The sequence below is a fragment of the Labilibaculum euxinicum genome (assembly GCF_963678175.1).
In the GTDB taxonomy this organism is placed as follows: domain Bacteria; phylum Bacteroidota; class Bacteroidia; order Bacteroidales; family Marinifilaceae; genus Labilibaculum; species Labilibaculum euxinus.
In genome coordinates this window covers 4,826,402-4,850,617 of record NZ_OY782756.1, presented here as the reverse complement: position 1 = coordinate 4,850,617, position 24,216 = coordinate 4,826,402, and the positions used below count along the sequence as shown (strand labels likewise).

Sequence of the window (24,216 nt, the reverse complement as noted above, 5' to 3'; positions counted from 1 at the left end):
AATAAAAAGTTATTGAATAATTAAAATTGGTAAAGGAGCATGTTTTAACTACCAATTTAATTTTAAAACAGACTTTAATTAAAATGAATTAATTTTTAGCTGTATCGAGGCAAAAAAGTAAAGCACAGCCATGTTACGATGCATCTTTTTTAACGAAGATATAGCTGAAAAGAAACATTTTATAAGGCATGTTTTGATGTTAATTTGGTTTAATACTTGATTCTAATTTTTTGAGACTAAAATATACACACATATGTTGAAACGATATTTTTATGTAATGATAATCTTACTTGGATTAAGCATTGCTTGCAGTGATTTTACCGAGGAGGATATAGAAGATGATAGTGTTGAGCTTCTTGGCCCGGCTGATGGTGTATCAACCGAAACTCAGAGTCTGACTTTTTGGTGGGATTTTGTTGACGGAGCTGATGCTTACCGGCTTCAAATTGCAGATCCTGATTTTACAGACATTGTGCGTTTGGAATTGGATACATTAATTACAGGCAATAAATTTGAGCATACCCTTTACCCTGGAAATTTTGAGTGGCGGGTAAGGGCTGAAAATTCTGCATATACTACTGATTTTATCTCCAGAAAGTTAGTCATTAATGAACCTGTTGACATTACCAAACAAAAAGTGATATTGATATCACCCGGTAAAGAGGCTAAGTTGAATGTGAACCAAATTGTTTTCGATTGGGATGAATTGAGCATAGCTCATGAGTATCAGTTCGAACTTCATCAAACCGATTGGTCAGGTGAAGATGTGATCGATCCTAAAATTCTTACCGATACTAAATTAACATTGGATTTGGAAGAAGGAACCTACGCATGGGGTGTATTAGCTCGTGATACAGTAAATAATGAAGAAACGCCTGTTACCTATCGCAACTTGGTTGTTGACATAACAGAACCTAATAAAGCAACTCTTTCTGCTCCTGCAGATAAGGCAAGTGTGAACGGATTGAGCCAAACGCTTATTTGGACCCATCTAGAAGATAATGAGCTAACACCAATTGTCTTTTTTATTCAGATTTATTCCGATCAGAGCTTAACTACTCTGCTTGAAGAAAAAGAAGTGGATGCCAGACAGTACGATATAACATTTTCAGAAAAAGGAACTTTTTATTGGAGAGTGAAAGCTCTCGATAAGGCTGGAAATGAAAGTGAGTATACAACAGCATTTAGTTTTACAATAGCGAATGAGTAACAAGAAAACCATATATGTATTGTTGCCATTGGTCTTAATCCTATGGGGATATATTATTTATCGGGTGCTTGAACAAGCTAATCCTGATGTCGAATTGCCAAATTCTGAATTGCCGGCAATTAGAAGTAAGCTGGCTTCAGATATTACTGATGATTTTAGCCTATTGCTAAATTATCCGGATCCATTCCTGAAGCATCTTAGAATCGAGGAGAATGGAGCTTTGGAAAATACGCCGGAGAATTCACAAATGAACCAAGTTTATGTATGGAACTGGCCCAACATGACCTATGGCGGATGCATTGTAAACAAAAAGAAAATTGTAGGGATCTTGCAAATAAACTCTAAAAATCTTTTGGTGCAGGAAGGAAAAGAGTATGAAGATTTTAAAGTAGATAAAATTTATTCTGACTCTATTGTGATGAAAAGGGAAGATATGAAGAGAACCTTTATAAAAAATAATTAAGGGATATTATGAAGAAGTTATTATTTATTGTTCTTGTTGTTTTTATAACGCATAATTTATTTTCGCAGACAAACGTGTTTCCTGAAGATGGTAACATATCCATATATCAAGGAAGTAGTATTGCGAGGTCTTATGATGTTTATAATTCAGGGAATATACTTGTTTCTAGATTTGAAGTTACAAGTGATAAGAGTGGTCAATTGTGGTTTAAAGATGGTGACGGATTGTTAAAAGTACTCATTAAGTCACATGGTACTAGTTACTTTAATGGGGGTAATGTTGGAATAGGAACTTCTAGCCCTAATGCGAAACTAGAGGTTATTGGGGATGGGATAAATGCTTCTAGGATTAGTCTTTCCGGGAATATTAATGATAGAATAAATGATAGTCCTTGGTATGGTATAGGTTATAGTAATTTTACCTCTTTGTCTTATGAGAAGACTAAGAGAACGGTTCAATTGGCAGGTTATTATGGTCTTATGTTGAAAACAAGCGAAGGGGTTTTGGCAATGCACCAAAATGGAAATATCGGGATTGGCACGTGTACTCCGGCTTACAAGCTCGATGTTCTTGGTACTATTCGAGCAAGAGAGTTAAAGGTAGATATGCAGGGAGCCGATTTTGTATTCGAAGAAAACTATGTACTTCGCCCCATAGAGGAATTGGAAGGTTACATTATTGAGAACAAACATCTTCCAGAAATTGTTACAGCTAAAGAAATGCAGGAAAATGGAGTGAATCAATCGGAAATGAACCAAAAGTTATTGCAGAAGATTGAGGAGCTAACCCTTTATACAATTGCACAAGAAAAGAAAATTGCAGCCTTTGATAAGCAATTTAAAAAACAGGAAAATGACATTATTCAATTAAGAAATTTAATACTGAAAAAATGAAACGGCTGTTATTAGTACTCTTTATTGTTATCACAACTCAAAATTTATTTTCACAAACAAAAACTGTAGTAGCTGGGAAATGGTATCGTATTGCTCAGAATTCAGGTAATCGTGCAAACGCAAGGTTTATTTTGTGGGATTATATATCAAGTGGAGGTCATTCTACTTTAGAATTTAAGCTAGGTACGTCTTATAATTATAGAAGTGGTCAAAGTTTTTCATTAATTAATCATAATTACTATAATCAATTAACTTTTACAAAAGTGAGGGTTTTGACTAAAAATACTTACGATACACAATATTTGGAAGTTTTCGTAAGAAGATCGGGTAGTGTGAATTGTTCTATTCAAGATAATGTCCAAATTTCAGGATGGGATGCTGTAAATTGGAGTGACGGTGTAATTCCATCTGGTTACCTAGTTAATGAATATGATGTGAATTATTTGTTTGCTATTGGAGATATTAAAAATCATTTTACCGTATCCAGAGGTGGAAATGTTGGCATAGGAACAACAACTGCAAATTATAAACTTGATGTTGTCGGTACTATTCGTGCAAGAGAGTTAAAAGTTGATATGCAGGGAGCCGATTTTGTGTTCGAGAAAGATTATCAGCTTCGTACAATTGAAGAAGTTGAAGAGTTTGTAAGTGTAAACAAACACCTTCCAGAAATTGCCCCGGCAAAAGAAATGCAGGAAAATGGAGTGAATCAATCTGAGATGAATCAAAAGTTATTACAGAAAATAGAAGAGTTAACACTCTATGTGATTGATTTGAACAAAAAGGTGACCGACTTGCAAGAGGAGAATCAAGAATTGAAAAAAGAAACTAAAAAGTAAGAACTGATGAAGAGAATATTAGTAATTGTATCATTATTGCTATTTACCACAGGACTTTATTCGCAGGTTTATACGCCTGTTGTAAATTACTATTACAACGGAACACCAACTCACGGGGTTAAAATAGAAACTAATATTCCTTTTCAACATGGGATAAGTATGCCTACGATTATTCTGGAAGGGAATTGCTATGGTAAGCATAATTCAATTGGATTAGCAATAACTTGGTATGTTTATGGAGGTGTGTTTTATTCTCCTAAAGTATCATCTTATGGAGGATATACACCTGAAATTAAACTTGCTGTCGAAAATGGTAAAATTGTAATTTTCATCAATGAGCGGAACTTTTATGATCGATTTACAATTCGGGCTTATGCAAATGGTAAAGGAGAAACGAGTAGTATGTTTGCAGGATGGACAATTGTCGATGAAGCTTTGAATAGTAGTAATGTAATGGTTGTACCCTATGAGAACCGTTTTGCGGGGAATATTTATTTCCCTAATGGAAAATGGGCTGATAACGGTAATGTCGGAATTGGAACAACAAACCCAGCTTACAAACTAGATGTTGTTGGTACTATCCGTGCAAGAGAGTTAAAAGTTGATATGCAGGGAGCCGATTTTGTATTCGAGAAAGATTATCAGCTTCGAACAATTGAAGAAGTTGAAGAGTTTGTAAGTGTAAACAAACACTTGCCCGAAATTGCTCCGGCAAAAGAAATGCAGGAAAATGGAGTGAATCAATCGGAAATGAACCAAAAGTTATTGCAGAAGATTGAGGAGTTGACTTTATATGCAATTCAACAACAAAAAGAAATAAATGGTTTGAAAGGTGAGAATCAAGAGTTGAAAGATATACAGCAAGAATTAAAGAATTTGACACTGAAAAAATGAAAAAAAATGTTTTACTATTTTTTTGTTTGATCAATATGTTTGTTGGTAAGTCACAAACTATAATTGGCGATATTGAAGCTACGCAAATTCGGGTTTATGAATTCTATAATCATACGGGAGAACAGCAATGGTTAAAACTCTTTCGTATTAATGATGTTGGTTGGAGTCGTGGTGGCGTTTCTGGAAGTTTGATGTTTCAGAATTATTATGGATCAGGAGGAGGTTTAATTAATTTTACTTTTCCTCAAAAAGTTGATTCAAACCAGAAGCCCACATTAGTTTTGCATGGAAATGCATCAAATGATTTTGATTGGTATGCATATAGAAATGTTGATAAAAATGGTAATAACGGTTACGATGTATTTATAAAAACACCAGTTTATCATGTTGGTTTCACTTTTATGGTGAGAGGCTACTCGTATGCTGTTTTTTTTAGCGTGGAAGACTCTCCGCAAGGAGAAGAAATATGGAATACAAGTACAGATGTAAATACTTGTGTTTTTTATAGTGGAAATGGGAATATAGGTTTTGGAACAAGAGAGCCATCCTCTAAGCTTGATGTAGCTGGCTCCATAACAGCAACAGAATTAAAAATAGAGGCTAAAACTGCCGATTTTGTATTCGAAGAAAACTATGTACTTCGTCCCATAGAGGAATTAGAAGATTACATTAGTAAGAACAAACACCTTCCAGAAATTGCACCAGCTAAAGAAATGCAGTTTAATGGCGTGAATCAATCTGAGATGAACCAAAAGTTATTGCAGAAAATAGAGGAGCTAACGCTTTATGTGATTGATTTGAACAAAAAGGTGACAGATCTGCAAGAGGAGAATAAAGAATTGAAAAATAAAAGCAAAAAATAAAACCAGATGAAGAGAGTATTAATTATAGGTTGGATCTTAATTCTATCATTTTCTGTCTTTGGACAGGAATATGTTGGAAGGTCAATAAGACTAGGGAATAGTGGATATGATAGGTATTATCTGGCTGGAAGTTTGTCAAAATCGAGTAGTGGTGTATATCAGAAATTAAAAATTATCATTAATGGAGGTAATTGGCACAATAGTAATTTAGCTGAAAATGAATATTTTATTTCATCGCGAGATGGAATAAAGATAAATCAGGAAGTTCATGGAGGAGCTTATTCAAGATATGAATTTATGGTATATGAGAGTAGTACTCAATATGATTTTGTGGTACATACTACTGCATCGTACCCATTTTTAAATATTAGATCATGGTTGGTAGATGCAGTTGGTTATTCTTCAATTGACATTTTAGATTATAACATATCCGATAAACAGAATATCACTGAGCAGTGTGCTGTTAATCAAATTTTTATGACATCAGAAGTTGGTAATATCGGAATTGGCACATCCTCTCCAGCTTACAAACTTGATGTTCTAGGAACAATAAGAGCAAGAGAGTTAAAGGTTGATATGCAAGGAGCCGATTTTGTATTCGGAGAGAACTATGTACTTCGTCCCATAGAGGAATTAGAAGATTACATTATTGAGAACAAACACTTGCCCGAAATTGCCCCGGCAAAAGAAATGCAGGAAAATGGAGTGAATCAATCTGAGATGAACCAAAAGTTATTACAAAAGATTGAGGAATTGACATTATATCTGATAAATCAGAATACTCATTTGAAATCTCAAACTGATGAGATTAAGATATTAAAGAAAGAAATTGAGAAACTGAAAAAGTAATTGTTGCTCTAAAAGAATATTAACTGATAAACCGAATACTCATGCGTACAATTTTATTTATACTTCTGATTTCTTGTTGTTCTACTATTCATGCTGAAAATAGAAATGATGAATTTCAAACCCGGCCAGTTGTGATCCAACAAGGTGGAAATGAAATTCACTGTCGTGTTTTGGTCGATAAAGTTGATGTAGAAGCAGATTTAAGAACAGTGTATCATTGGTTTCAATTTGATCAAATACATAGGAATAGAGGTGGTTATTCAGGTGTTTTGTTACATGGGATATGCAAAATGTTTAATGCAGATAGACAATTGCTTTCGGAAGGGAAATACGATTTGGGGAAGAAGGCTGGAGTTTGGAAATACTGGAATGAGAAAGGGGAATTGGTACAAGCCACAACATGGAAGAATGGTTTGCAGGATGGACTGGATAGTAACTATCATTCCATGCTAACCTGGGAGAAAGCAAATTATAAGTCTAACCAATTGCATGGTAAACGGATCATTCAAACTACTGACTCTCTGTTTGTGGAAACCTATCGTCACGGAAAAATGATTAAAAAATCGGCAGAGCCATTAATTAAACCTGTTAAGCAAAAAGAGAAGAGAAAGAAAAGGGAACCAAAAGAGCCTAAAATAAAGTTGAAATTGACAAAAGAGGAAAATGCCGAAATAAAACCTGATGACAAAAAAGATTAAAGCGGGAGCATTGCAATTTGTTGTATTACTTTCTTTGCTCGTTTTTTTTCTGATGGGCATGTTCATGTTGCGTGCACATTATTCCAATCAGCAGGTAAATGAAGTTTTGGTACAGGATAGATTATTTGATAATTTGGAATCTGTGAAAGTATTATTGAAGAATGATCCGGCAATGAGTGAAAGACTTGGTCTTCAGCAGATCAATTTGTTTGAATCCCCGCAGTCAATTGTCGACATGAATGTATTCGATTGGGGGGTATACAAAGTTGTAAATTTAAGAACATCATGGCGTCATCATGTTAAAGAAGAAAGCCTGCTGTTTGGAGATAATATATGGGATGAAGAACGACCATCGCTTTATTTAACTGATCGAGACAGATATCTTTCTGTTTGTGGCGAAACATGGTTGGGTGGCCCGGTTGATTTGCCCGCTTTGGGCATTCGTAAATCCTATGTGGATGGAACAGGATACTATCGAGCCAAGGCTGTTCAAGGAGATATTAGAAGTTCTGAGGCCACTATTCCAGCCATTCAACCAGTCTATCAGGATATTTTTGAAGATCAGTTTGTTGTGGATTTCGAGAAAGATAGTGTAATGTTATGGGAAGGGGGAAAAGTAGATAGTTTGAAGGCATCTTTTAAAAAGAAGTCCTTGTGTTTATGGTCATCGGAACTGATTTTGTTGGATTATATAACGATAAAAGGAAATGTGAAAGTCGTATCTCAGAAAGAGATTCGTGTAAAAAACGGCGTAAAGCTGGATCAATGTATTTTGGCAGCGCCAATAATCGTTTTTGAGGAAGGATTTGAAGGCAGGGTTCAGATTTTTGCCCGAGATTCTGTTTTTATTGGCAAAAACAGTCATTTTTCACTTCCATCGGTCATTTATATGAATGGCAGTAATGAGTCGAAAAAATTGATTATTGATAAATCGGTTCGTTTTGCTGGCGAAATTGTAGTAATGGGAATGAATAAGAAAGATTCTCCTCTACTAAAAGTTGGAGAGGGTACTCGTTTAGAAGGATTTGTTTATTGCGATGGAACAGTTGAGATGGAAGGAGATGTAGCGGGAAGCATTTATGTAAATCGCTTTTTATTGAAAACACCTTCTGCTTTGTATGAAAATCATTTGTTAAACAATCGATTGGATGTTTCCGATTTAAAATCATCGTATGTAGGGGTTTCCTGGTTTGGTAATTCTACGAAAAAACAAATTTTAGAATGCTTGTTTTAAAAAAACGCATAAAAGGAAGTACAATTATAGAAGTTATTATGGCTTTAATGATCGGCATGATTGTTTTGGCTATGGCCATGACTATTGTTGTGAAAACAGGTAAGAATTACAATGCTGTGCATCGTACCCGAGCATTAATTTGGATGCGAAATCGTGTTTATATGATGGAAACAAATCCTGTTTTGCGCGAAGATACAATTCAGGCAAATGGAATGTTGATTTATGAGAAGCTTGCAAATTTGGAAGGGAAGAAGGATGTACTCATTTTATATATGAAAGCAATGACTCCTGAAAATAGATTGTTAGCTGAAAAGTGGAGATTAATTAACCTAAAGCCAGATGCTAATGTTCAGGAAGAATAAAATGGCAGCATTTACTTTGGTTGAAATCATTATGGTGATGGTGCTTACCGTACTGGTGATTGGAATCATTCTTTTGGGCTTTCGTCATTTTCAACAATATAGAGCAATGCAGGAAAGGAATGCCGGCAAATTGTCTGAAGTTCTTTTGGTGCAGGGAGCATTAACAAATTGGTTTCAAAAGGCTCATACAATACAGATGCTTGATGAAGTGTTGGTTTTTAAAGATAGTATTGTAATTGGAGTGTGTGTGTTGGAGGAAGAACGCTTACTATTGCAGAAAAGAGATGTTAGGGATACTTTTTTATTTAAACCAAGGAATGTTAGAGTAATTAATGAGGATGGATTGCCGTGGGTAAAGGAACTTTATTTTGAAATTGGTGAAGAGGGCATGAATAATTCGTTTTTGTTCCGAAAGGAATACGGGAAAGCAATCTTATTTAATTGGGAGGAGAAGAATCATGAGCATTAATCTGAAAGAAATAACTGCACCCAAAAAAACAGTTAAGAAAATAAAGAAGTCAGAGAAAGGGACTTTTGATTTCTTAAACAAAGAGATTTCATTTTCGGGTAACCGGTTAAAGGATAAGCAAAAAGAAGATTTTTATGCTGGTTTGGGAATGTTGCTTTCTGCCGGTATTGATATGCGAACCGCTTTAAAGATTATTTGCGACGAGCAGAAAAAGAAAAAGGAAATAGAGCTTTTTAACGGATTGTACGAAGATTTAATTGCCGGACAGAATTTGTCTGAAATAATGAGAGAAACAGGTCAATTTTCCGCACATGAATGTTACAGTATTGGTATTGGGGAAGAAACAGGTCGGTTAAAAGAAGTTTTGACTGATTTAGCGCTGTTTTTTACGAATAAAATAAAACAGCGTCGTCAATTGATAAGTACATTCACTTACCCTGTAATTGTGATTGCTACAGCTTTACTGGTTGTTATTTTCATGATGAATTTTATCGTGCCGATGTTTGTCGATATTTTTAGCCGTTTTAATGGCGAGTTGCCGATGTTAACTAAAATGGTGATGAATGCATCCGAAGCATTTAAGGAAAATTTTTGGTTAGGTCTCCTTGTGTTGGCAGGTATTGTTTTTGGATTGATGAGTATTCGGAAAAAAACTTGGTTTCGCAAATACTCATCACAATTTGCAATTAAAGTTCCTGTTATTGGGACTATGTTGAAAAAGGCATATTTGGCGCGGTTCTGTCAAACGATGTCACTGTTGATGAGTGCTAGAATTCCGCTCTTAAGAGCGATTCGATTAATGGAAAAGATGATTTCCTTTTATCCTTTTGAACAGGCTTTACAGCATTTTGAAGATGAAATATTGCACGGAAAGACTTTGCATGAGGGAATGGAACATTTTTCATTTTTCGATGCTAAAATAAAATCCCTTACAAAGGTAGGAGAAGAAATTAATCAATTGGATAAGATATATAATAACCTTAGCAAGCAGTATACCGAAGAATTGCAGCACCAGGTTGGGATATTAAACGGTTTACTGGAGCCAATTCTAATAATTTTTGTAGGGCTCTTGGTTGCAGTAATCTTAGTGGCAATGTATTTGCCAATGTTCCAAATGAGTAATTCATTTGCGTAAAACGATAAGTGAGAAAATAGGATGTTGTAAAATTCATAATATTTATATTTAATACAATGAAAAATAAACTAATTAGCAGGAAAGTTTCAGCGTTCACATTAAACGAATTGCTGGTTGTTTTGGTAATAATTGGAATCTTGGTATTGATTGCATTGCCAAATTTGATGCCTTTGATTTCCAAAGCCAAAAGTGTTGAGGCACAAACACAACTCGGACATTTGTATACATTGGAGAAGAATTATTTTTACATGTATTCCAAGTATTCTACCAATGCAGAAGAACTAGGTTTTGAACAGGAAAAATTGGTAACAGATAACGGTTCAGCAAATTTCTTAATTGAAATTATAGAAGCCAATGCATCAGGTTTTAAAGCCAGAGCTACGGCAGTTGTTGATTTTGATGGCGATGGAGTTTTCAATACATGGGAGATGGATCAAAACAAGAAGTTGATCGAGATCGTAAAAGATTAATCCTTTCTTTATTATGGATTCTATTTTGCTTATCGCTATTTCTTGTATTCTGATACTTATTTTTTTTCAGGATGTTATGCAACGGGAGGTGTATTGGTTCTTATTTCCAATAGCTTTTGCCTTATGTGGAGTTTATTTTTCGCAAATGTTGCCCCTTATTCAATTGCTTGTACATTTTGGAGTTAATCTTCTGATTATTGGAGTTCTGATTGTTACAGTAATGGCTTATTTGTATTTACGATTTAGAGATACCAAAATACTTTTGTGGAACTATTTAGGTTTAGGAGATGTATTGTTTTTTGGAGTTGTTGGAATTTGTTTTTCGCCTCTTAATTTCGTTCTGTTTACTATCGTAAGTCTTTTGTTGTCATTACTGTTTTCAGTGTTTTTTATGAAACGAAAAACAACTGTTCCTTTGGCAGGATTTCAGGCCTTATGTTTGCTAATTACTTTTGCAGTTCAACTAACTGCTTCTTTTAACCCTTTCAACGAATACTGGATTTACCAATGGATATAGATCAAAACTTACAGATCCCGACAGATTTAGTGCAAACCATTACTGGTGATCAGGCCTGGCATTATCAAATTATTCCTGCCAAGGTAGAAACAGGAGTCTTGGAATTTTACTGTGCATCAGAATTGGATCAAGATGAATTGCAGGCCGAGTTGGAGATACTGTTTGGATGTGAAATTCAATTTAGGGATGTAAAAGGAGAATTGATTAAAAATGCCTTGGTTCGCTATTATCCTCAGAATTCTTCTGGCAGTAAGAAGAAAACTCAAAATTTTTCAGGTGCTTACGATGATTTTTTACCCAAAGTGATTAGTGAAGCATACGGAATCGGAGCCAGTGATATTCATATTGAGATTTATGAGGAGATTGCCCGTATTCGATTCCGGGTTGACGGCAAGTTGGTTGAACGATATCGCATATCAAGTGAAGAATACCCTGCTTTAATCAATAAAATAAAAATTCAGGCCAATTTAGATATTGCAGAAAAACGTTTGCCTCAGGATGGCCGGATTTTCTTTAAAGGAAATATTGGCGAATTTGACATAAGAGTTTCTTCACTGCCAACCATGAATGGTGAAAAAATAGTTTTGCGTATACTAAGTAAAGATGCCGGCAAGCATTCTTTGGAGCAACTTGGTTTTTCCGAAGAGCAGTTAAAAATTTACATGAATTCCATTAAGCGGCCCAATGGAATAGTATTAATAAGCGGACCAACAGGTTCAGGGAAAACAACCACCCTGTATGCTACTCTTCAACTATTAAATAAAGAAGAGAGCAATATTTTAACCATTGAAGACCCGATAGAATATACATTGGAAGGAATCAATCAGGTACAGTTAAAAGAAGATATTGGATTAACCTTCTCAAGTGCTTTACGGACATTTCTTCGTCAGGATCCTGATATTATTATGCTGGGTGAAATTCGTGACAGAGAAACAGCTCAAATGGCAATACGGGCAGCCTTAACCGGTCATTTGGTGTTTTCAACCATTCATACGAATTCAGCATGGGGAACCATTTCTCGATTAATCGATATGGATATTCCTCCTTACCTGATAGCCGGCACTATCAATTTATCAATGGCTCAGCGTTTAATTCGTTTATTATGTCCTAAATGCAAGACTAAAAAATCCGTAGATAAATCATTGTTTCCACCTGGATTTATCCCACCAAGTCAATTAAAATACCATTCAGCACCTGTTGGATGCGAACATTGCTATTATACAGGATTTTCAGGTCGTAAAGCCATTTACGAGTTAATTCCCGTAGAAGAAGAAGTATCCCGATTTATTCGTGAAAATACCATGAATATTGAGGATTTACAATTCAATGAAGAAATTCGCTTTTTGAAAAACTCCGCTTGGGATCTATTCGCTTCCCAACTTACTTCAATCGAAGAAGTTTATCCATTTTTCATCTAACTTGTTTGTTTTATATGTAGAATAAATATAAATAACTTATTATTTATATTGACCAATCTGCTGTTTTAAATGCTTGTAGGTTTATGTGAAAAATAATATTTAAATCTTGGGTTACCTTTTCTTAGTTTTGGGAATTAAGAGGTAGAACTTGAGTTGTGTAATCCATTTTTTTAACAGAATGAAGACAACTTTAGGCGGGATAGAACAATTTATTCAAACCAACAAACACTTAACGGACATTCCATCAGCCAAACAAATGGAAGAGATGGAGTTGGCTTGGCTGAGATGAACAAGCTGTTGTTGCAGAAGGTCGAGGATTTGACCCTCTATATCCTGCAGCAAGAAAAAAGCAATTAGAAATTTCAAATAATCAAAGTGTTAAGCAATGAAAAACTACCTAATCATCTTTTTAGTACTGTTTTCCAGTTCTGTCTTTGGACAGATTTTGTCTGAAAAGCAGATGCAAAATGCCAGAGCAACAGGATTTGCTATTGTTGCTGCCAAAAATCCGGGAAGTGATTTTTCTATTTATATGATTCCTTGGGATGGAGTAAATACGCTTGAATATAATGCAAATCATCAAATTAATTCTGGTTGGCATGCGCAGGCTGCAGTTAAGGGTAATTATTTCTATCAAGATTTTGACGGAAATGATTTTACAAAATACAGTTCAGTTGTATTGAGTGAGGCTAGTTTTAATTCATACAAAAACAGAGGGACGCAGTGGTGGATTGTTTGCAGTACACTCTCGCCATTTAGCGATACCAGAAAGAATATGAATCAATTGAATGTTAGTGGTGAGGCTATTTTGCACGCTAATGTCGGTATAGGAACCACCTCTCCTGCATATAAACTAGATGTGAATGGAACAATTCGTGCCACCGAAATAAAAGTAGAAGCCCAAACCGCCGATTTTGTTTTCGAGGAAGATTACGAGTTGAAATCATTAGAAGAAGTAGAGCAGTTTATTCAAACCAACAATCACTTACCGGATATTCCATCAGCCAAAGAAATGAAAGAGGATGGAGTGGGACTGGCTGAGATGAATAAATTGTTGCTGCAGAAGGTGGAGGAATTGACTTTATATGTCATTCAATTAAAAAAAGAGATTAAAAAAACTCAGAAATAATAAATACGAACATAAATTGATGAAAATGAGAAAATTATTTAGTGCACTAGTACTCTGTCTTTGTATGTACCAAGTGTTAGGACAAGATACGGGCGGAGATGTTCCAAGTTTTCCAGAATTACATCCAAAATCTCCGGAAGCCTATTCATTGGGTCGGTATGGAGAAGTTCCAGTTGGAACATATACAGGGAAACCTGAAATATCAATACCAATTTATAATGTGAAGGTTCGTGATTTTACATTACCAATTAGTCTAACTTATGATGCAACCGGTATTCGTGTTGATCAGGAAGCTACATTGGTTGGATTAGGGTGGAATTTGATGGCTGGAGGTATAATTAATCATATCATTAATGGAGGGGATGATCAAAAACCTAATAGCTATAATAAGAATAGTTATTTATGGGATAATTGGTTGAAGTTTGTTGATTCTGGGGAGATTCATGATCAAAACCCTTTTGATGTTTCACCTTCTGAAAACCAATCAGAGTATTGGACAAAGAATAGAATTGAGAATTACCCTCTTGGTTGGAGTTGTATGCAATTAAATCCATCAGTAGGTGGTGATTTTTCCGATAGCGAAGATAATATTGTAATTCAGGAAGCGGCTCAAGGTGTAGGACAAGTTGATGTTTATTCGGTAATGCTACCGGGTTTGTCATTTAAATTTGTTATCAATCCATATACTGATAGTCCAGAAATTATTGGAAAAGTGAATGACAAAATAATAGTTTCACATGATGGAGTATTCACGATTACCGATTCTAAAGGGATTAAATATGTCTTTGAAGGATATGAAAGATCAACTGGGCTTGATAATTCTGAATCTAGAGAAATTAGTAGGTATTTGTCGCAAATTATTTTGCCTGAAGGTGATGTTATAGTTTTTCGATATCAATATAAAAGAATTAGATTATTACCTCAGTTCTCTGAAAAAAGAATTTATAGGGTGTCGTCAGGGCTTTACGATGGAGATGAGAATGAATATGATTATGACATAAAACGATATGAAAATGAGATTCCTTATTTGACAGAAATTGAAACAGATAAAGAGATTGTGAAGTTTTTATTAGAGGGTAGACTTGATATTGCAGGAGAAGGCAGGAAATTAAGTAGCATTGAAGTAGTGTCGAAATTCAATAATAGGATCGTTAAAAAGATAAATCTAAATCATTCTTATTTTGAAGGTGAAACAAAGGGATTTGTTACCAATAAGCTTTTTAACCAGTCTCCTCTCCTAAACGATAATTCTATTTTTACTCCTGACGTCATTGGAAAGAGATTAAAACTTGATAATATAGAAGAAGTTTCAGGATTGGAATCACTGACTCTTTATCAATTTAAATATGATGAGACCGTACAATTACCAGCTAAATCTTCTCTAGATAAAGATCATTGGGGATTTTATAATGCAGAAGGGAATTCTACACTAATACCTGATAAGACAGATTTGAATTATTTGCATCGAGGAGCAAACAAGTATGGAATGCCTTATGATATAATGAATAGCATAAAACCATATATTGGTGCAAATCGAAGAATGAATCCAACTTCAGTTAAAACAGGAATAATTAAAGAGATTGTTTATCCAACAAAAGGATCAACAATTTTTGAGTTTGAATCTAATAGTTATTCCAATTATTATACTTTGTTAAATACCGACTATTATCCTGATTGGTTTGCCTCTTATTACTATGATGTGATGGATAGAAATTGGGGGGGGAGTAGTGATGTTCTAGAGAAATCTTTTTCTCTGGAGAATGCCACGAATGTTACATTCTGGGCGAGTATTTCAGCTGGAATGTTAGGTGAAAATTTGTATGATTTTAGAGGCTCCAAGGTTGAACTTTTTAAAGTAACAGGTTCTGTTGAAACCAGTATGAAAAGCCTGTACATTAATCCTGCTGACATGGGTAATTTAAATAAAACCGATGTTACAATTAATGAAGTAGTGCCATTACAAGCAGGGGATTATGTGTTGAGAGCATATATGAAAGACGAATATGGTAATCAGGAAACTGCCGAAGGTGGATTTGTTCACGGCCGTGTATCCTTTCAAAAAATAAAAGAAATTGTTATGCCTGCTTCTCAAAAAATGTATGGTGGTGGCTTACGAGTAAAATCTATTGTGAGTAAAAATGAATTCGGGGAGATCGTTGGTCAAACAAATTACAATTATGAATATTCTGATGGTAGAACAAGTGGATTATTAATGTCCCCAATTAATTACATGGAATGTTCCTATTATACCGATAAAAGAGATGGGTTAACAAGGGAGTACAAAAAATCTTTAATTACCTCATCAAGTGCAATTCCCTTATCTTCGAGTGCTGGAGGAAGCTATGTAGGGTATTCAAGAGTGGTAAAAACGAATGTTGGCGAAGAAGGCAAAATGGAAATCATTTATTCTTATAAGAATAAAGAAGATTGCTTTTACAAATCACTTCCAGCTTTTTCCTTTTTATCCAACGGGGAATTAGAGTACGAAACATGGTTGGATATATCAGGTAAGCAGGTGAAATTTTATCGGTATAATTATGATGATAAGGAGAATGAATTACTTTGGTTAAACACGTTCGTAAAAGACCATTATAAAGGCCCTAGCCAAGAATGCTCAGGAACATGGGGGACTGTAAATTTTTATAGTTATGTCGGGCGATGGGAAATCATAAATTATCCCTTTCAAAGAGTAAGGAGAACATTAGAAAGTAAAGTTGTAACGATAGATGATGTTACAGAAACCACGACTTATAGCTATTCACCGGATAATTATAAAATTAATCAGTTGATAACTAGTCAGAGTAAGGGAGGAACAATTACAGAAAAGATTTCTTATCCATCATTGAGTAGTAGTTTGGGTACCCAAAATATTGTGTCTGTGCCTACAGGAGTAGAAAAATTTGAGAATGGTAATAAAGTATCGGGTTGGGAACAAGTTTTAAACGATTATGGAAATCCAACAGCTATTAATATTTACGATCACAAGAAAAAAACAAATATTCAAGATCGAGTTATTATCTACAATCCTTTAACGCAAAACATTTCTGAACTTACCAAATCTGGTAATGAAAAGAATTCTGTAGTATGGGGATATGATAATAAATTGGTTGTAATTAATGCGATAGGTATAAGTGAGAGTAATCTAAGTTCAGACGTTCAGGTAGCGCTCGGTCAGCTGGGCTATTCAAATTTGGATCTTCTTTTAAAGCAAGTTGATGATATGACCACTTCTTCCCAAAAAACACTTTGGCAAAATTTTTATCAAAAGTTGAAAACTCAAATTAGTGAGTCTGATTGGTCATTCAGTTTATTCACATATAAACCAATAGTGGGAATGACCTCTCAAACAGATTCCAACGGTATCACGACTTATTACGAGTATGATGATTTTGGGCGGTTAAAGTTCATTAAGGATGCTGATGGAAATATTTTAAAACATAATGTTTATCATTATCAAAATCAATAAGCTATGAAGTCATACAAATTAAAATTAGATATGAAAAAATATATCATTGGCTTGTTTGTCTTCTTTATGATGACATTAAATATTCAAGCAGCAACAACTTATCAGGATTATTCTTTATACCTTAATTGGAGTGAAATCGTTCAAACACCATTAGGAGGAGGCGGTGGAGTTAATATAAATATTGCAAATGATGTTTTGACAGTTAGATTTAGTGCAGGTTTTTCATCAAGTCGATTAAAGGGAGGGAATATAGCTTATATAAATTCAACACCTCGATTACCCGATTTGGATTTAGGAATAATAGGTGATCATGGTTATGTTGCACTAATAAGATCAGGTTATCTTGTTATTGCAGGACCTCCCTTGGCTATTAGTACTGTGTCTTTGAATTACACGAAAGTTTTTTCTACTACTCCACCTCCAACTTCGAATTTATTATCCTTGTCAGATAAGAATTATATTGCAAGTTATGCACCTGTAAAAGAAGCGAAGAATGAGTCTGCTCTTCAGAATCTTGCATTAAAGGAATTGGGAGCAAGTGTCCAGTATTTTGATGGACTGGGCCGTCCGAACCAGACTGTTCTGGTGAAAGCCAGCCCAAATGAAAAAGATCTCATTCAACCTATTTGTTATGATGAATTTGGCAGACAAAAAAGAGACTATCTTCCTTACGAAGCATTTTCTGGCACAACAGGTTCATTTCGGACTAATGGTGTTGATGTTAATTACACTATTGATTGTGAGCATTATAAGTTTTACAATGTAAATAATAATTCAGTTGTAAATGATCTAAAACCCTTTTCGGAGAAGAAGTTTGATGGATCTCCATTAAATAGGGTATTAGAACAGGGCGCCCCAGGAAGTGTATGGCAACCTAAAGCAGGAGTCGAAGATTATTCAGGAAATACAGTTAAGATTGTATATGGAGCTAACGTAGCTTCAGAAGTAAAGTGCTTTGTGGTTGAGAATGATGTTTTAAAATTGAGAAGTGATAATTATTATTCAATTAATCAGTTGTATAAAACCATCACAAAAGATGAAAACTGGACCTTGTCACAAGGTAAACTTCATACTACAGAAGAATTCAAAGATAAATTGGGACAGGTCGTTTTAAAGCGTAGCTATGTGGGGAGTTCAAGTTCTCCTACTAAAGTAGATACTTACTATGTGTACGATAATTTTGGTTTGTTGCGATATGTATTGCCTCCGGAGGCGGTAATTGCATATGGAGGGGCTAGTTCAACAAGTGGTTCAGGTACTCAAGTGATTGATGGTGCTGTTAGTTTAACATCTCCAGATTCGGGTATTTCTAAATACATTGTGGGAAAAGGAGCAAGTGTAAGTTTAAAACCTGGATTTAATTTTACAGCAACAAGTAGCAAGAGTTTAACCATTACCTCATTAGAACCTGCTACAAGTGAATTTGATGAGTTGATATATGCTTATAAGTACGACGGGCGCAAGCGCATGATCGAGAAGAAACTTCCCGGCGCAGAACCTGTATACATGGTTTACGACAAGCGAGACCGATTGGTGGCCACACAGGATGGAAACCAAAGAGAAGACAACAAATGGCTGGTAACCAAATACGATTGCCTGAACCGACCGGTACTAACCGGAATTTATCAGCCTGCAAAGAATTCAAATGGGACGATAAAGAATCAGGACAACCTTCAAACAGAAGTCAATACTTTCTATACTGGCACAGCCAACCCAATGTACGAAAGCCGTGGGACAGCATTAAAATCATACGACAACAAATCATTTCCCAAAACACTGGCTGATGCGGATGTATTAACCGCAAATTATTATGGAGATTATAGTGTTACTCATTGTCCGCAGACGAGCTATAATACTTCCCAAATTGCAAATTCGTATTTGTTGACTAAACCAAAAGGACAATTGACTGCTACGTGGGCAAAAACCCTAAATGCATCATCAGGCAAAGCCGGAGGCCTGTGGACCGTTAACTTTTACGATAAAAAGTACCGGTTGGTTCAATCCAGAAGCGACAACTATTTAGGCGGATATGACCGGATTACCAATGTTTACGATTTTGTAGGCAAGGTTGACCGAAGCATTCATGAGCATATAGCCAACAGTAAAACCATTGTAGAAACCCAATGGATGACTTACGATCATGCCGGACGTTTGACCAAAGTGGAGCAGCAGTATTCCGGAGCAGTAAGCAAAGCAAAAACGACGATATCCGAAATGATTTACGATGAACTGGGACAGCTGAAAACCAAAAAGCTGACAGGCGCCGGCCGTAATTTAGATTATCAGTACAATATCAGAGGCTGGCTGACCAGCATGAACGGACACAAAAAAAGTGCTGTGGCAGGCAAAGGAAGCGATGAATTTGGTTTTGCCCTGAATTACAATGCAGGAGCAACAAGCTTTGGCGGGCAAAACCAGTACAACGGCAACATTGGCTCCATGGAATGGTGGAGCAATGGCATTAGCGGTTTAACCAACCACCAGCAAGCCTACGGATATACCTACGATGCATTAAACAGGATTACCAATGCCGATTTTAGAGAAAACTTATCCGGTTGGAAAAACACAGCTTCCACCTACGATGTAAACGGGATTACCTACGATTTAAACGGTAATATTCTGAGTCTGAACCGTGATGGAGCAGGCACACAAATAGACCAGCTGGCTTACGGATACAACGGCAACCAGTTGACTTATGTGAACGATGGGAAGGATGATGCAAAAGGATTCAAAGAATTCTCGAATACCACAAGTGAGTATGCTTACGATGCCAATGGCAACATGATAAGTGACGACAACAAAAAGATCAGCTTGGTTGCCTATAATCTGCTGAATTTGCCGGAGAGCATCACCAGGAAAGATGCACTTAACAAGGTGCGAAATGTAGCCTATGCATATTCTGCATCCGGAGCAAAGCTGGAAAACCGTTTGCCGGATAACAAATTATTGCAGTATTGTGCTAACTTTGTTTATGAGAACGGCTCTTTGAAATACATCCTGAACAGCGAAGGAAAACTGGAGGTAAATGGTACAGGCGGCACCTACAAATACTTTGTGAAGGATCATTTGGGCAATACCCGCCTGGCCGTAGGCGAAGGAGAAAGCAGTGTGGCTACCGAATTGAACCATTACTATCCGTTTGGAATGCGCATGGCGATGGCCAACTCGAAAGCAGATGCAGACCAAAAATACCTGTACAACGGCAAAGAGATGCAGGAAGAGACAGATTGGTTGGATTACGGAGCCAGGATGTATGATCCTGCTATCGGTAGGTGGCATGTGATGGATCCACTACTTGGTTTATATGAAGCTTTTTCTCCTTATTCTTATGGTTTGAATGATCCAATTTCAAATATTGACTATAAAGGAAAAGCAATTATACCTGGAGGGGGTAAACATGGAGGTGATTTATACACTGGTATAGATGCACAAAACCTTTTTAGAGGGCTTCAAAATAGACATTTTAATCGAGTAAAATTTAATGATGATGGTCTGAGGTATATGCGAACTTATACTGGTTACGCTAAGTACATGCAGAGAGAAAAACCGAAAAAAGCTGTTAAGTGGATAATTAATCAATATGAATTTGAGAGAATTTCAAAGAATTATAAGTTAACTATTAAGCGAGATGCAAATGGTATGACCACAGGAGGATTTCCTCCAAGAAAACAAGAGATATCTGTAGCTACTAATGCGATACCAACAGATATGAAGTCAATGCTTGTATTGTTTGTTTCTATCTTAGACTTAGCGCATGAATTTATTCATGTTGATCAAAGATTAGGTTTTATGGATGACCCTAATGAAAGAGAAGTTTTAGCGCACTATTTTTCTTATTTCCCTAATGAATCTAATACAATTAATAATATAATGAGTAAAAATGGTAAAGATCCATATAATATTGGTTTTATAGGAAGTATAGATCCAACTTTACCAGGTAGGTATAGTACATTTATAAGTAAGTTTAATAAGCTTGGGGAATCGAAACAAACAAAGTATAAATGGATATTAGACAAAGTAAACGCTTTGGTTGATCAAATGGAGGAAGAGGAATAATAAACAACTATGGTTATGAATATAGAAAAGAGAATTCTGTTCTTGTGTGTATTGCTTATATGTAGTTTAACGGTATTAAAAGCTCAATTAAAATCTGACAGCCTTGAGGATTTAAAGTTTGGATTTTATGGGATAAATATAGTTCATTTGAAAGATATAGACTCATATAAGGTGAATCTTTGCATTAAGAATAATACACAAAAAATTATTGAGTTAAATAAGGTGATATCTACTTCCAATAACATTGAATCTAAAGGTGTATCATATGAATTACAGGTATATAAAGACAAAAGTTTTATTCCTTATGATTTAGAAAAATCTTTCAATGTAGTAGATGTTAATTTTACTTCACTCCTGAAAGGAAATATTTTTATTGAAATGAATGGTTTTTATAGCTACTCTTTTAATCCATTTATTGTTTATACACCTAGTTCATCAGGAGTATTTAGAGTTCGTTGTTTCTATGGTAAGTTGGGATCTTATAAATATTCAAAATGGTTTTATATTTATGTATACTCTAAAAAGAAGGAGTTAGGGGGATTATTAAGTGAGATTGAATCAATTTCTAAGTTAGATTTAATGGAGGTTCATTAGATTTTAAACTCTTACCTGCTGTAAGTTCCTTTGACTTGTGGCGAGTAATCTAAAATATAAGCCTACTTACAGAGATGTGAGTAGGCTTTTGTATTTTTATAATGTAGCAATATTTTTATTAAAGAAATCTTTGAATTTTTTATTGGTAAGAAATGTCTCTTGAATTTGCCAAAGAGCATGACTGTAAACAGCAAAACCGTTGGTTATGCTTATACGGCCAGCGGTATAAAAATTAGAAACCAAATAGGTACTAAAAATTTGTATTATATTGGTAACTTTGTTTACGAAGGCAGCTCTTTGAAATATATTCTTCATGACGAAGGCCGGATTGTAGTAAACGGCAGCAGTGCCATTTATGAGTATCATTTGAAAGATCATTTGGGGAATACCCGTGTAGCCTTTCAGGAAAACCAAACAAATCCAATTCAATCGACAGATTATTATCCGTTTGGTCTTGCTATGAATATGAGTGAGGGTTCTACCAATAAATACCTGTACAACGGCAAAGAGATGCAGGAGGAGACAGATTGGTTGGATTACGGTGCCAGAATGTATGATCCGAGTTTGGGAAGGTGGCATTGTTCGGATCCGCTTGCTGAATCTTATGATTCTTGGTCTCCATATAATTATGTATTGAATGATCCTATTCGTAATATTGACCCAGACGGGATGAAAGTTGTCAAGACAGATAGTAGTTATAATATTACTGGAGATGATATTTATACTTACATTGGATACTTAAGCCAAATTAGTAGTGGTAAAGGAAGTATGAAAAACCTACAAAGTGGGTTGGAGGCTGCATCGCAGGAAGATGATGGAAATGGAGGAGCGATGGCAACTACGGTAGGTGAGGTTAACGTTGCCGGCAGTTATGATCTATTTTTTAATAAGATAAATTCTAAGAAGTATCCTTTTGCTCCAGATATGGCTGGTCAGTTTGAAGGTTCAAATGGATTTTTATACTATGCTTTTAATAATGGTAATTTTGGTCGATATAGTTATAATCTTGACGGAGAGGCTATTGGTTTAGCTCCTATAACAGGAACTGCACCAACACCAGGGAAAATTAGCGGTAAAGCGGCAAAGGTATTAGGTAATTTGAAAAACATTTCAAATTTGACTCTTCGAGAGGGGGTGCTTTTAAGAGGAGGAAAAGCTGGGAATCTGAGAGTGGTTGGTGAATGGCTACATGATAAACAGATTATTGAGGTTGGAAAACTTGCAGCCAAGGGAGATAGAGAAGCAATGACTGCAATCAAGATATTAAAGCAAGCAGCGAAAAAGGCACAAAAATATTGATGATATGGATATTATTGGAATGGAAGTTAAAGAGATTCGTGGAAAGCTTTTTGATTCAAATAGCTTAACTTATGAAATAATTTGGATCTGTTTTCAGAAAAGAATTCTGAAAATTTCTGTTGATATTGATAGTGATGAGTTGTTAATGGAATTGATAAATGATGAAAGAAACCTAAATCAATTAGTGATTCCGAACTGGAGTGAAAAACTAAAAGGTAGAAAAGTAATAGCTTTTTGGAAAGGTGTAAATAACATGGGATATAATGACTTGTTTGTAATGGGTTTGGATGTGTGTTTGCCTAATTTTTGTATTTCAAGTATCGCTTCACAGTTGGATGTTAGATTTTCTGAAAGTTGGAGCTGATTTTCCCAGCAGCCCCCGATAGTGCAAGGTGTGCTGTGAGTAATGAGAAATCATTACGCAACTACAAATAAGATGTTGGAAACGACTCACTTATAGCGCAAGTTTGCAACTTGTGCTTAGTGTAACAGTAAAGCAAAAATACAAGCCTACTTACAGCGATGTGAGTAGGCTTTTGTTTTTTTATAGTGTAGCAATATTTTCAGTAAAGAAATCTTTGAACTTTTTCTTTGTAAGGAAAGTCTCGATCATTTTATAATCTATATTTTCCCACCTCAAACGATTTAAAATTCATTTAAGTCGGCTAATGCTTTACCTAATCACCATTTGTTTTGTTGCGGGTGTTAATATTTACATAGTGTGGAATCATCTGGTTTTGTGCTGAACACATTACATTGAACAAATAACACTTCGTAGTGAAGAGCGGGTGTTTTTAGAGTTTAAAAGAGTATCTCTTTATCGCAAGTCTATGACTTGTAGTAATAGCTAAAAATCAAAGCGCAATACGAATCAAAACGTATTGGGCTTTGTTATGCCTTAAATCTATAAACAGTTTTGCAATTGTGCATTATTCCACTTTGGTTATTAGCTAAGGCATTCCTTCTTTTAATAGGGCGCATTCCTCTTTTTTGTACATCTGGCTGGTTTTTAGCGAACGGGTTCTTGTTTGGAAAGAGCTAAGCCTAAGTTTAAGTGAGAGCGTGCTTGCTTTTCGTCAAAAGATATCTGGCTATTTGGGAGCTTGGCCTGGCAAATTGGGAGAACTTTCTGGCTTATTTGGAGCTTCACATGGCAAAAAGGGAGGTCATTCTCCCTTGCAGCCAGAATAGCCGAAGAAAAAATAGAGGCTGAGCTCTCAAAAAGACAGACGCATGATCAAAAATGCCGGATTCATCTCATAAAAATACAGTCACCCGGCTTAAATAGCCGGATCAGGGATCAAATTAACCGGAAAAAGGTATTTCAAAACGAATCGACTATTGGAGAATTGAAGGCG

General features: G+C 35.5%; 21 protein-coding genes. All 21 read left to right on the top strand.

From position 1 onward, the window contains the following. The first annotated feature begins 253 nt into the window (after nt 1–253). The 21 genes from ACY0M5_RS19180 to ACY0M5_RS19080 all read left to right on the top strand — a co-directional run bounded on the left by ACY0M5_RS19180 (nt 254) and on the right by ACY0M5_RS19080 (nt 23,222). On the top strand, nt 254–1,210 hold the full coding sequence (locus ACY0M5_RS19180) for a hypothetical protein (RefSeq protein WP_461630266.1): 957 nt from the start codon (nt 254–256) through the stop codon (nt 1,208–1,210). Next, a complete protein-coding gene (locus ACY0M5_RS19175; RefSeq protein ID WP_461630265.1) occupies nt 1,203–1,673 on the top strand; it encodes a hypothetical protein in 471 nt (156 codons plus the stop codon). The genes ACY0M5_RS19180 and ACY0M5_RS19175 overlap by 8 nt, the downstream gene beginning before the upstream one ends. Nucleotides 1,674–1,681: 8 nt before the next feature. After that, nucleotides 1,682–2,566, top strand: a complete 885-nt coding sequence (locus ACY0M5_RS19170) for a hypothetical protein (protein ID WP_461630264.1) — start codon at nt 1,682–1,684, stop codon at nt 2,564–2,566. Further along, complete coding sequence (locus ACY0M5_RS19165) at nt 2,563–3,405, top strand: hypothetical protein (protein ID WP_461630263.1); 843 nt, start codon at nt 2,563–2,565, stop codon at nt 3,403–3,405. Before ACY0M5_RS19170 ends, ACY0M5_RS19165 begins: the two co-directional genes overlap by 4 nt. A 6-nt stretch (nt 3,406–3,411) precedes the next feature. Continuing rightward, nucleotides 3,412–4,299 carry a hypothetical protein gene (locus ACY0M5_RS19160; protein ID WP_461630262.1) on the top strand — a complete coding sequence of 296 codons (888 nt, stop codon included), beginning with the start codon at nt 3,412–3,414 and terminating at the stop codon, nt 4,297–4,299. Beyond that, nucleotides 4,296–5,162: a coiled-coil domain-containing protein gene (locus ACY0M5_RS19155; RefSeq protein WP_461630261.1), complete on the top strand. Its 867-nt coding sequence runs from the start codon at nt 4,296–4,298 to the stop codon at nt 5,160–5,162. The genes ACY0M5_RS19160 and ACY0M5_RS19155 overlap by 4 nt, the downstream gene beginning before the upstream one ends. Nucleotides 5,163–5,168: 6 nt before the next feature. Next, entirely contained in the window at nt 5,169–6,011 is an 843-nt protein-coding gene (locus ACY0M5_RS19150; RefSeq protein ID WP_461630260.1) for a hypothetical protein, read from the top strand. 41 nt (nt 6,012–6,052) lie between these two features. Then, complete coding sequence (locus ACY0M5_RS19145; RefSeq protein WP_461630259.1) at nt 6,053–6,709, top strand: toxin-antitoxin system YwqK family antitoxin; 657 nt, start codon at nt 6,053–6,055, stop codon at nt 6,707–6,709. After that, nucleotides 6,693–7,943, top strand: coding sequence for a hypothetical protein (locus ACY0M5_RS19140; protein ID WP_461630258.1), 1,251 nt, complete (start codon nt 6,693–6,695; stop codon nt 7,941–7,943). Before ACY0M5_RS19145 ends, ACY0M5_RS19140 begins: the two co-directional genes overlap by 17 nt. After that, complete coding sequence (locus tag ACY0M5_RS19135) at nt 7,931–8,305, top strand: prepilin-type N-terminal cleavage/methylation domain-containing protein (protein WP_461630257.1); 375 nt, start codon at nt 7,931–7,933, stop codon at nt 8,303–8,305. The genes ACY0M5_RS19140 and ACY0M5_RS19135 overlap by 13 nt, the downstream gene beginning before the upstream one ends. Beyond that, complete coding sequence (locus tag ACY0M5_RS19130) at nt 8,289–8,774, top strand: hypothetical protein (RefSeq protein ID WP_461630256.1); 486 nt, start codon at nt 8,289–8,291, stop codon at nt 8,772–8,774. The genes ACY0M5_RS19135 and ACY0M5_RS19130 overlap by 17 nt, the downstream gene beginning before the upstream one ends. Further along, nucleotides 8,764–9,909: a type II secretion system F family protein gene (locus tag ACY0M5_RS19125; protein WP_461630255.1), complete on the top strand. Its 1,146-nt coding sequence runs from the start codon at nt 8,764–8,766 to the stop codon at nt 9,907–9,909. Before ACY0M5_RS19130 ends, ACY0M5_RS19125 begins: the two co-directional genes overlap by 11 nt. A gap of 56 nt (nt 9,910–9,965) precedes the next feature. Beyond that, nucleotides 9,966–10,379: a type IV pilin protein gene (locus tag ACY0M5_RS19120; protein ID WP_461630254.1), complete on the top strand. Its 414-nt coding sequence runs from the start codon at nt 9,966–9,968 to the stop codon at nt 10,377–10,379. A 13-nt stretch (nt 10,380–10,392) separates the two neighbouring features. Beyond that, complete coding sequence (locus ACY0M5_RS19115; RefSeq protein WP_461630253.1) at nt 10,393–10,896, top strand: hypothetical protein; 504 nt, start codon at nt 10,393–10,395, stop codon at nt 10,894–10,896. Then, nucleotides 10,887–12,314 (top strand): GspE/PulE family protein, encoded by a 1,428-nt coding sequence (locus tag ACY0M5_RS19110; protein WP_461630252.1) that lies wholly within the window; start codon nt 10,887–10,889, stop codon nt 12,312–12,314. The genes ACY0M5_RS19115 and ACY0M5_RS19110 overlap by 10 nt, the downstream gene beginning before the upstream one ends. A 385-nt stretch (nt 12,315–12,699) precedes the next feature. Then, on the top strand, nt 12,700–13,443 hold the full coding sequence (locus ACY0M5_RS19105) for a hypothetical protein (protein ID WP_461630251.1): 744 nt from the start codon (nt 12,700–12,702) through the stop codon (nt 13,441–13,443). A gap of 25 nt (nt 13,444–13,468) precedes the next feature. Next, a complete protein-coding gene (locus tag ACY0M5_RS19100) occupies nt 13,469–16,909 on the top strand; it encodes an RHS repeat domain-containing protein (protein ID WP_461630250.1) in 3,441 nt (1,146 codons plus the stop codon). Between the two features lie 3 nt (nt 16,910–16,912). Next, nucleotides 16,913–20,965 carry a DUF6443 domain-containing protein gene (locus tag ACY0M5_RS19095; protein ID WP_461630249.1) on the top strand — a complete coding sequence of 1,351 codons (4,053 nt, stop codon included), beginning with the start codon at nt 16,913–16,915 and terminating at the stop codon, nt 20,963–20,965. 15 nt (nt 20,966–20,980) lie between these two features. Then, complete coding sequence (locus ACY0M5_RS19090; protein ID WP_461630248.1) at nt 20,981–21,559, top strand: hypothetical protein; 579 nt, start codon at nt 20,981–20,983, stop codon at nt 21,557–21,559. Nucleotides 21,560–21,736: 177 nt separating this feature from the next. After that, on the top strand, nt 21,737–22,858 hold the full coding sequence (locus tag ACY0M5_RS19085; protein WP_461630247.1) for an RHS repeat domain-containing protein: 1,122 nt from the start codon (nt 21,737–21,739) through the stop codon (nt 22,856–22,858). Between the two features lie 4 nt (nt 22,859–22,862). Beyond that, on the top strand, nt 22,863–23,222 hold the full coding sequence (locus tag ACY0M5_RS19080; protein ID WP_461630246.1) for a DUF6334 family protein: 360 nt from the start codon (nt 22,863–22,865) through the stop codon (nt 23,220–23,222). Nucleotides 23,223–24,216 lie beyond the last annotated feature (994 nt).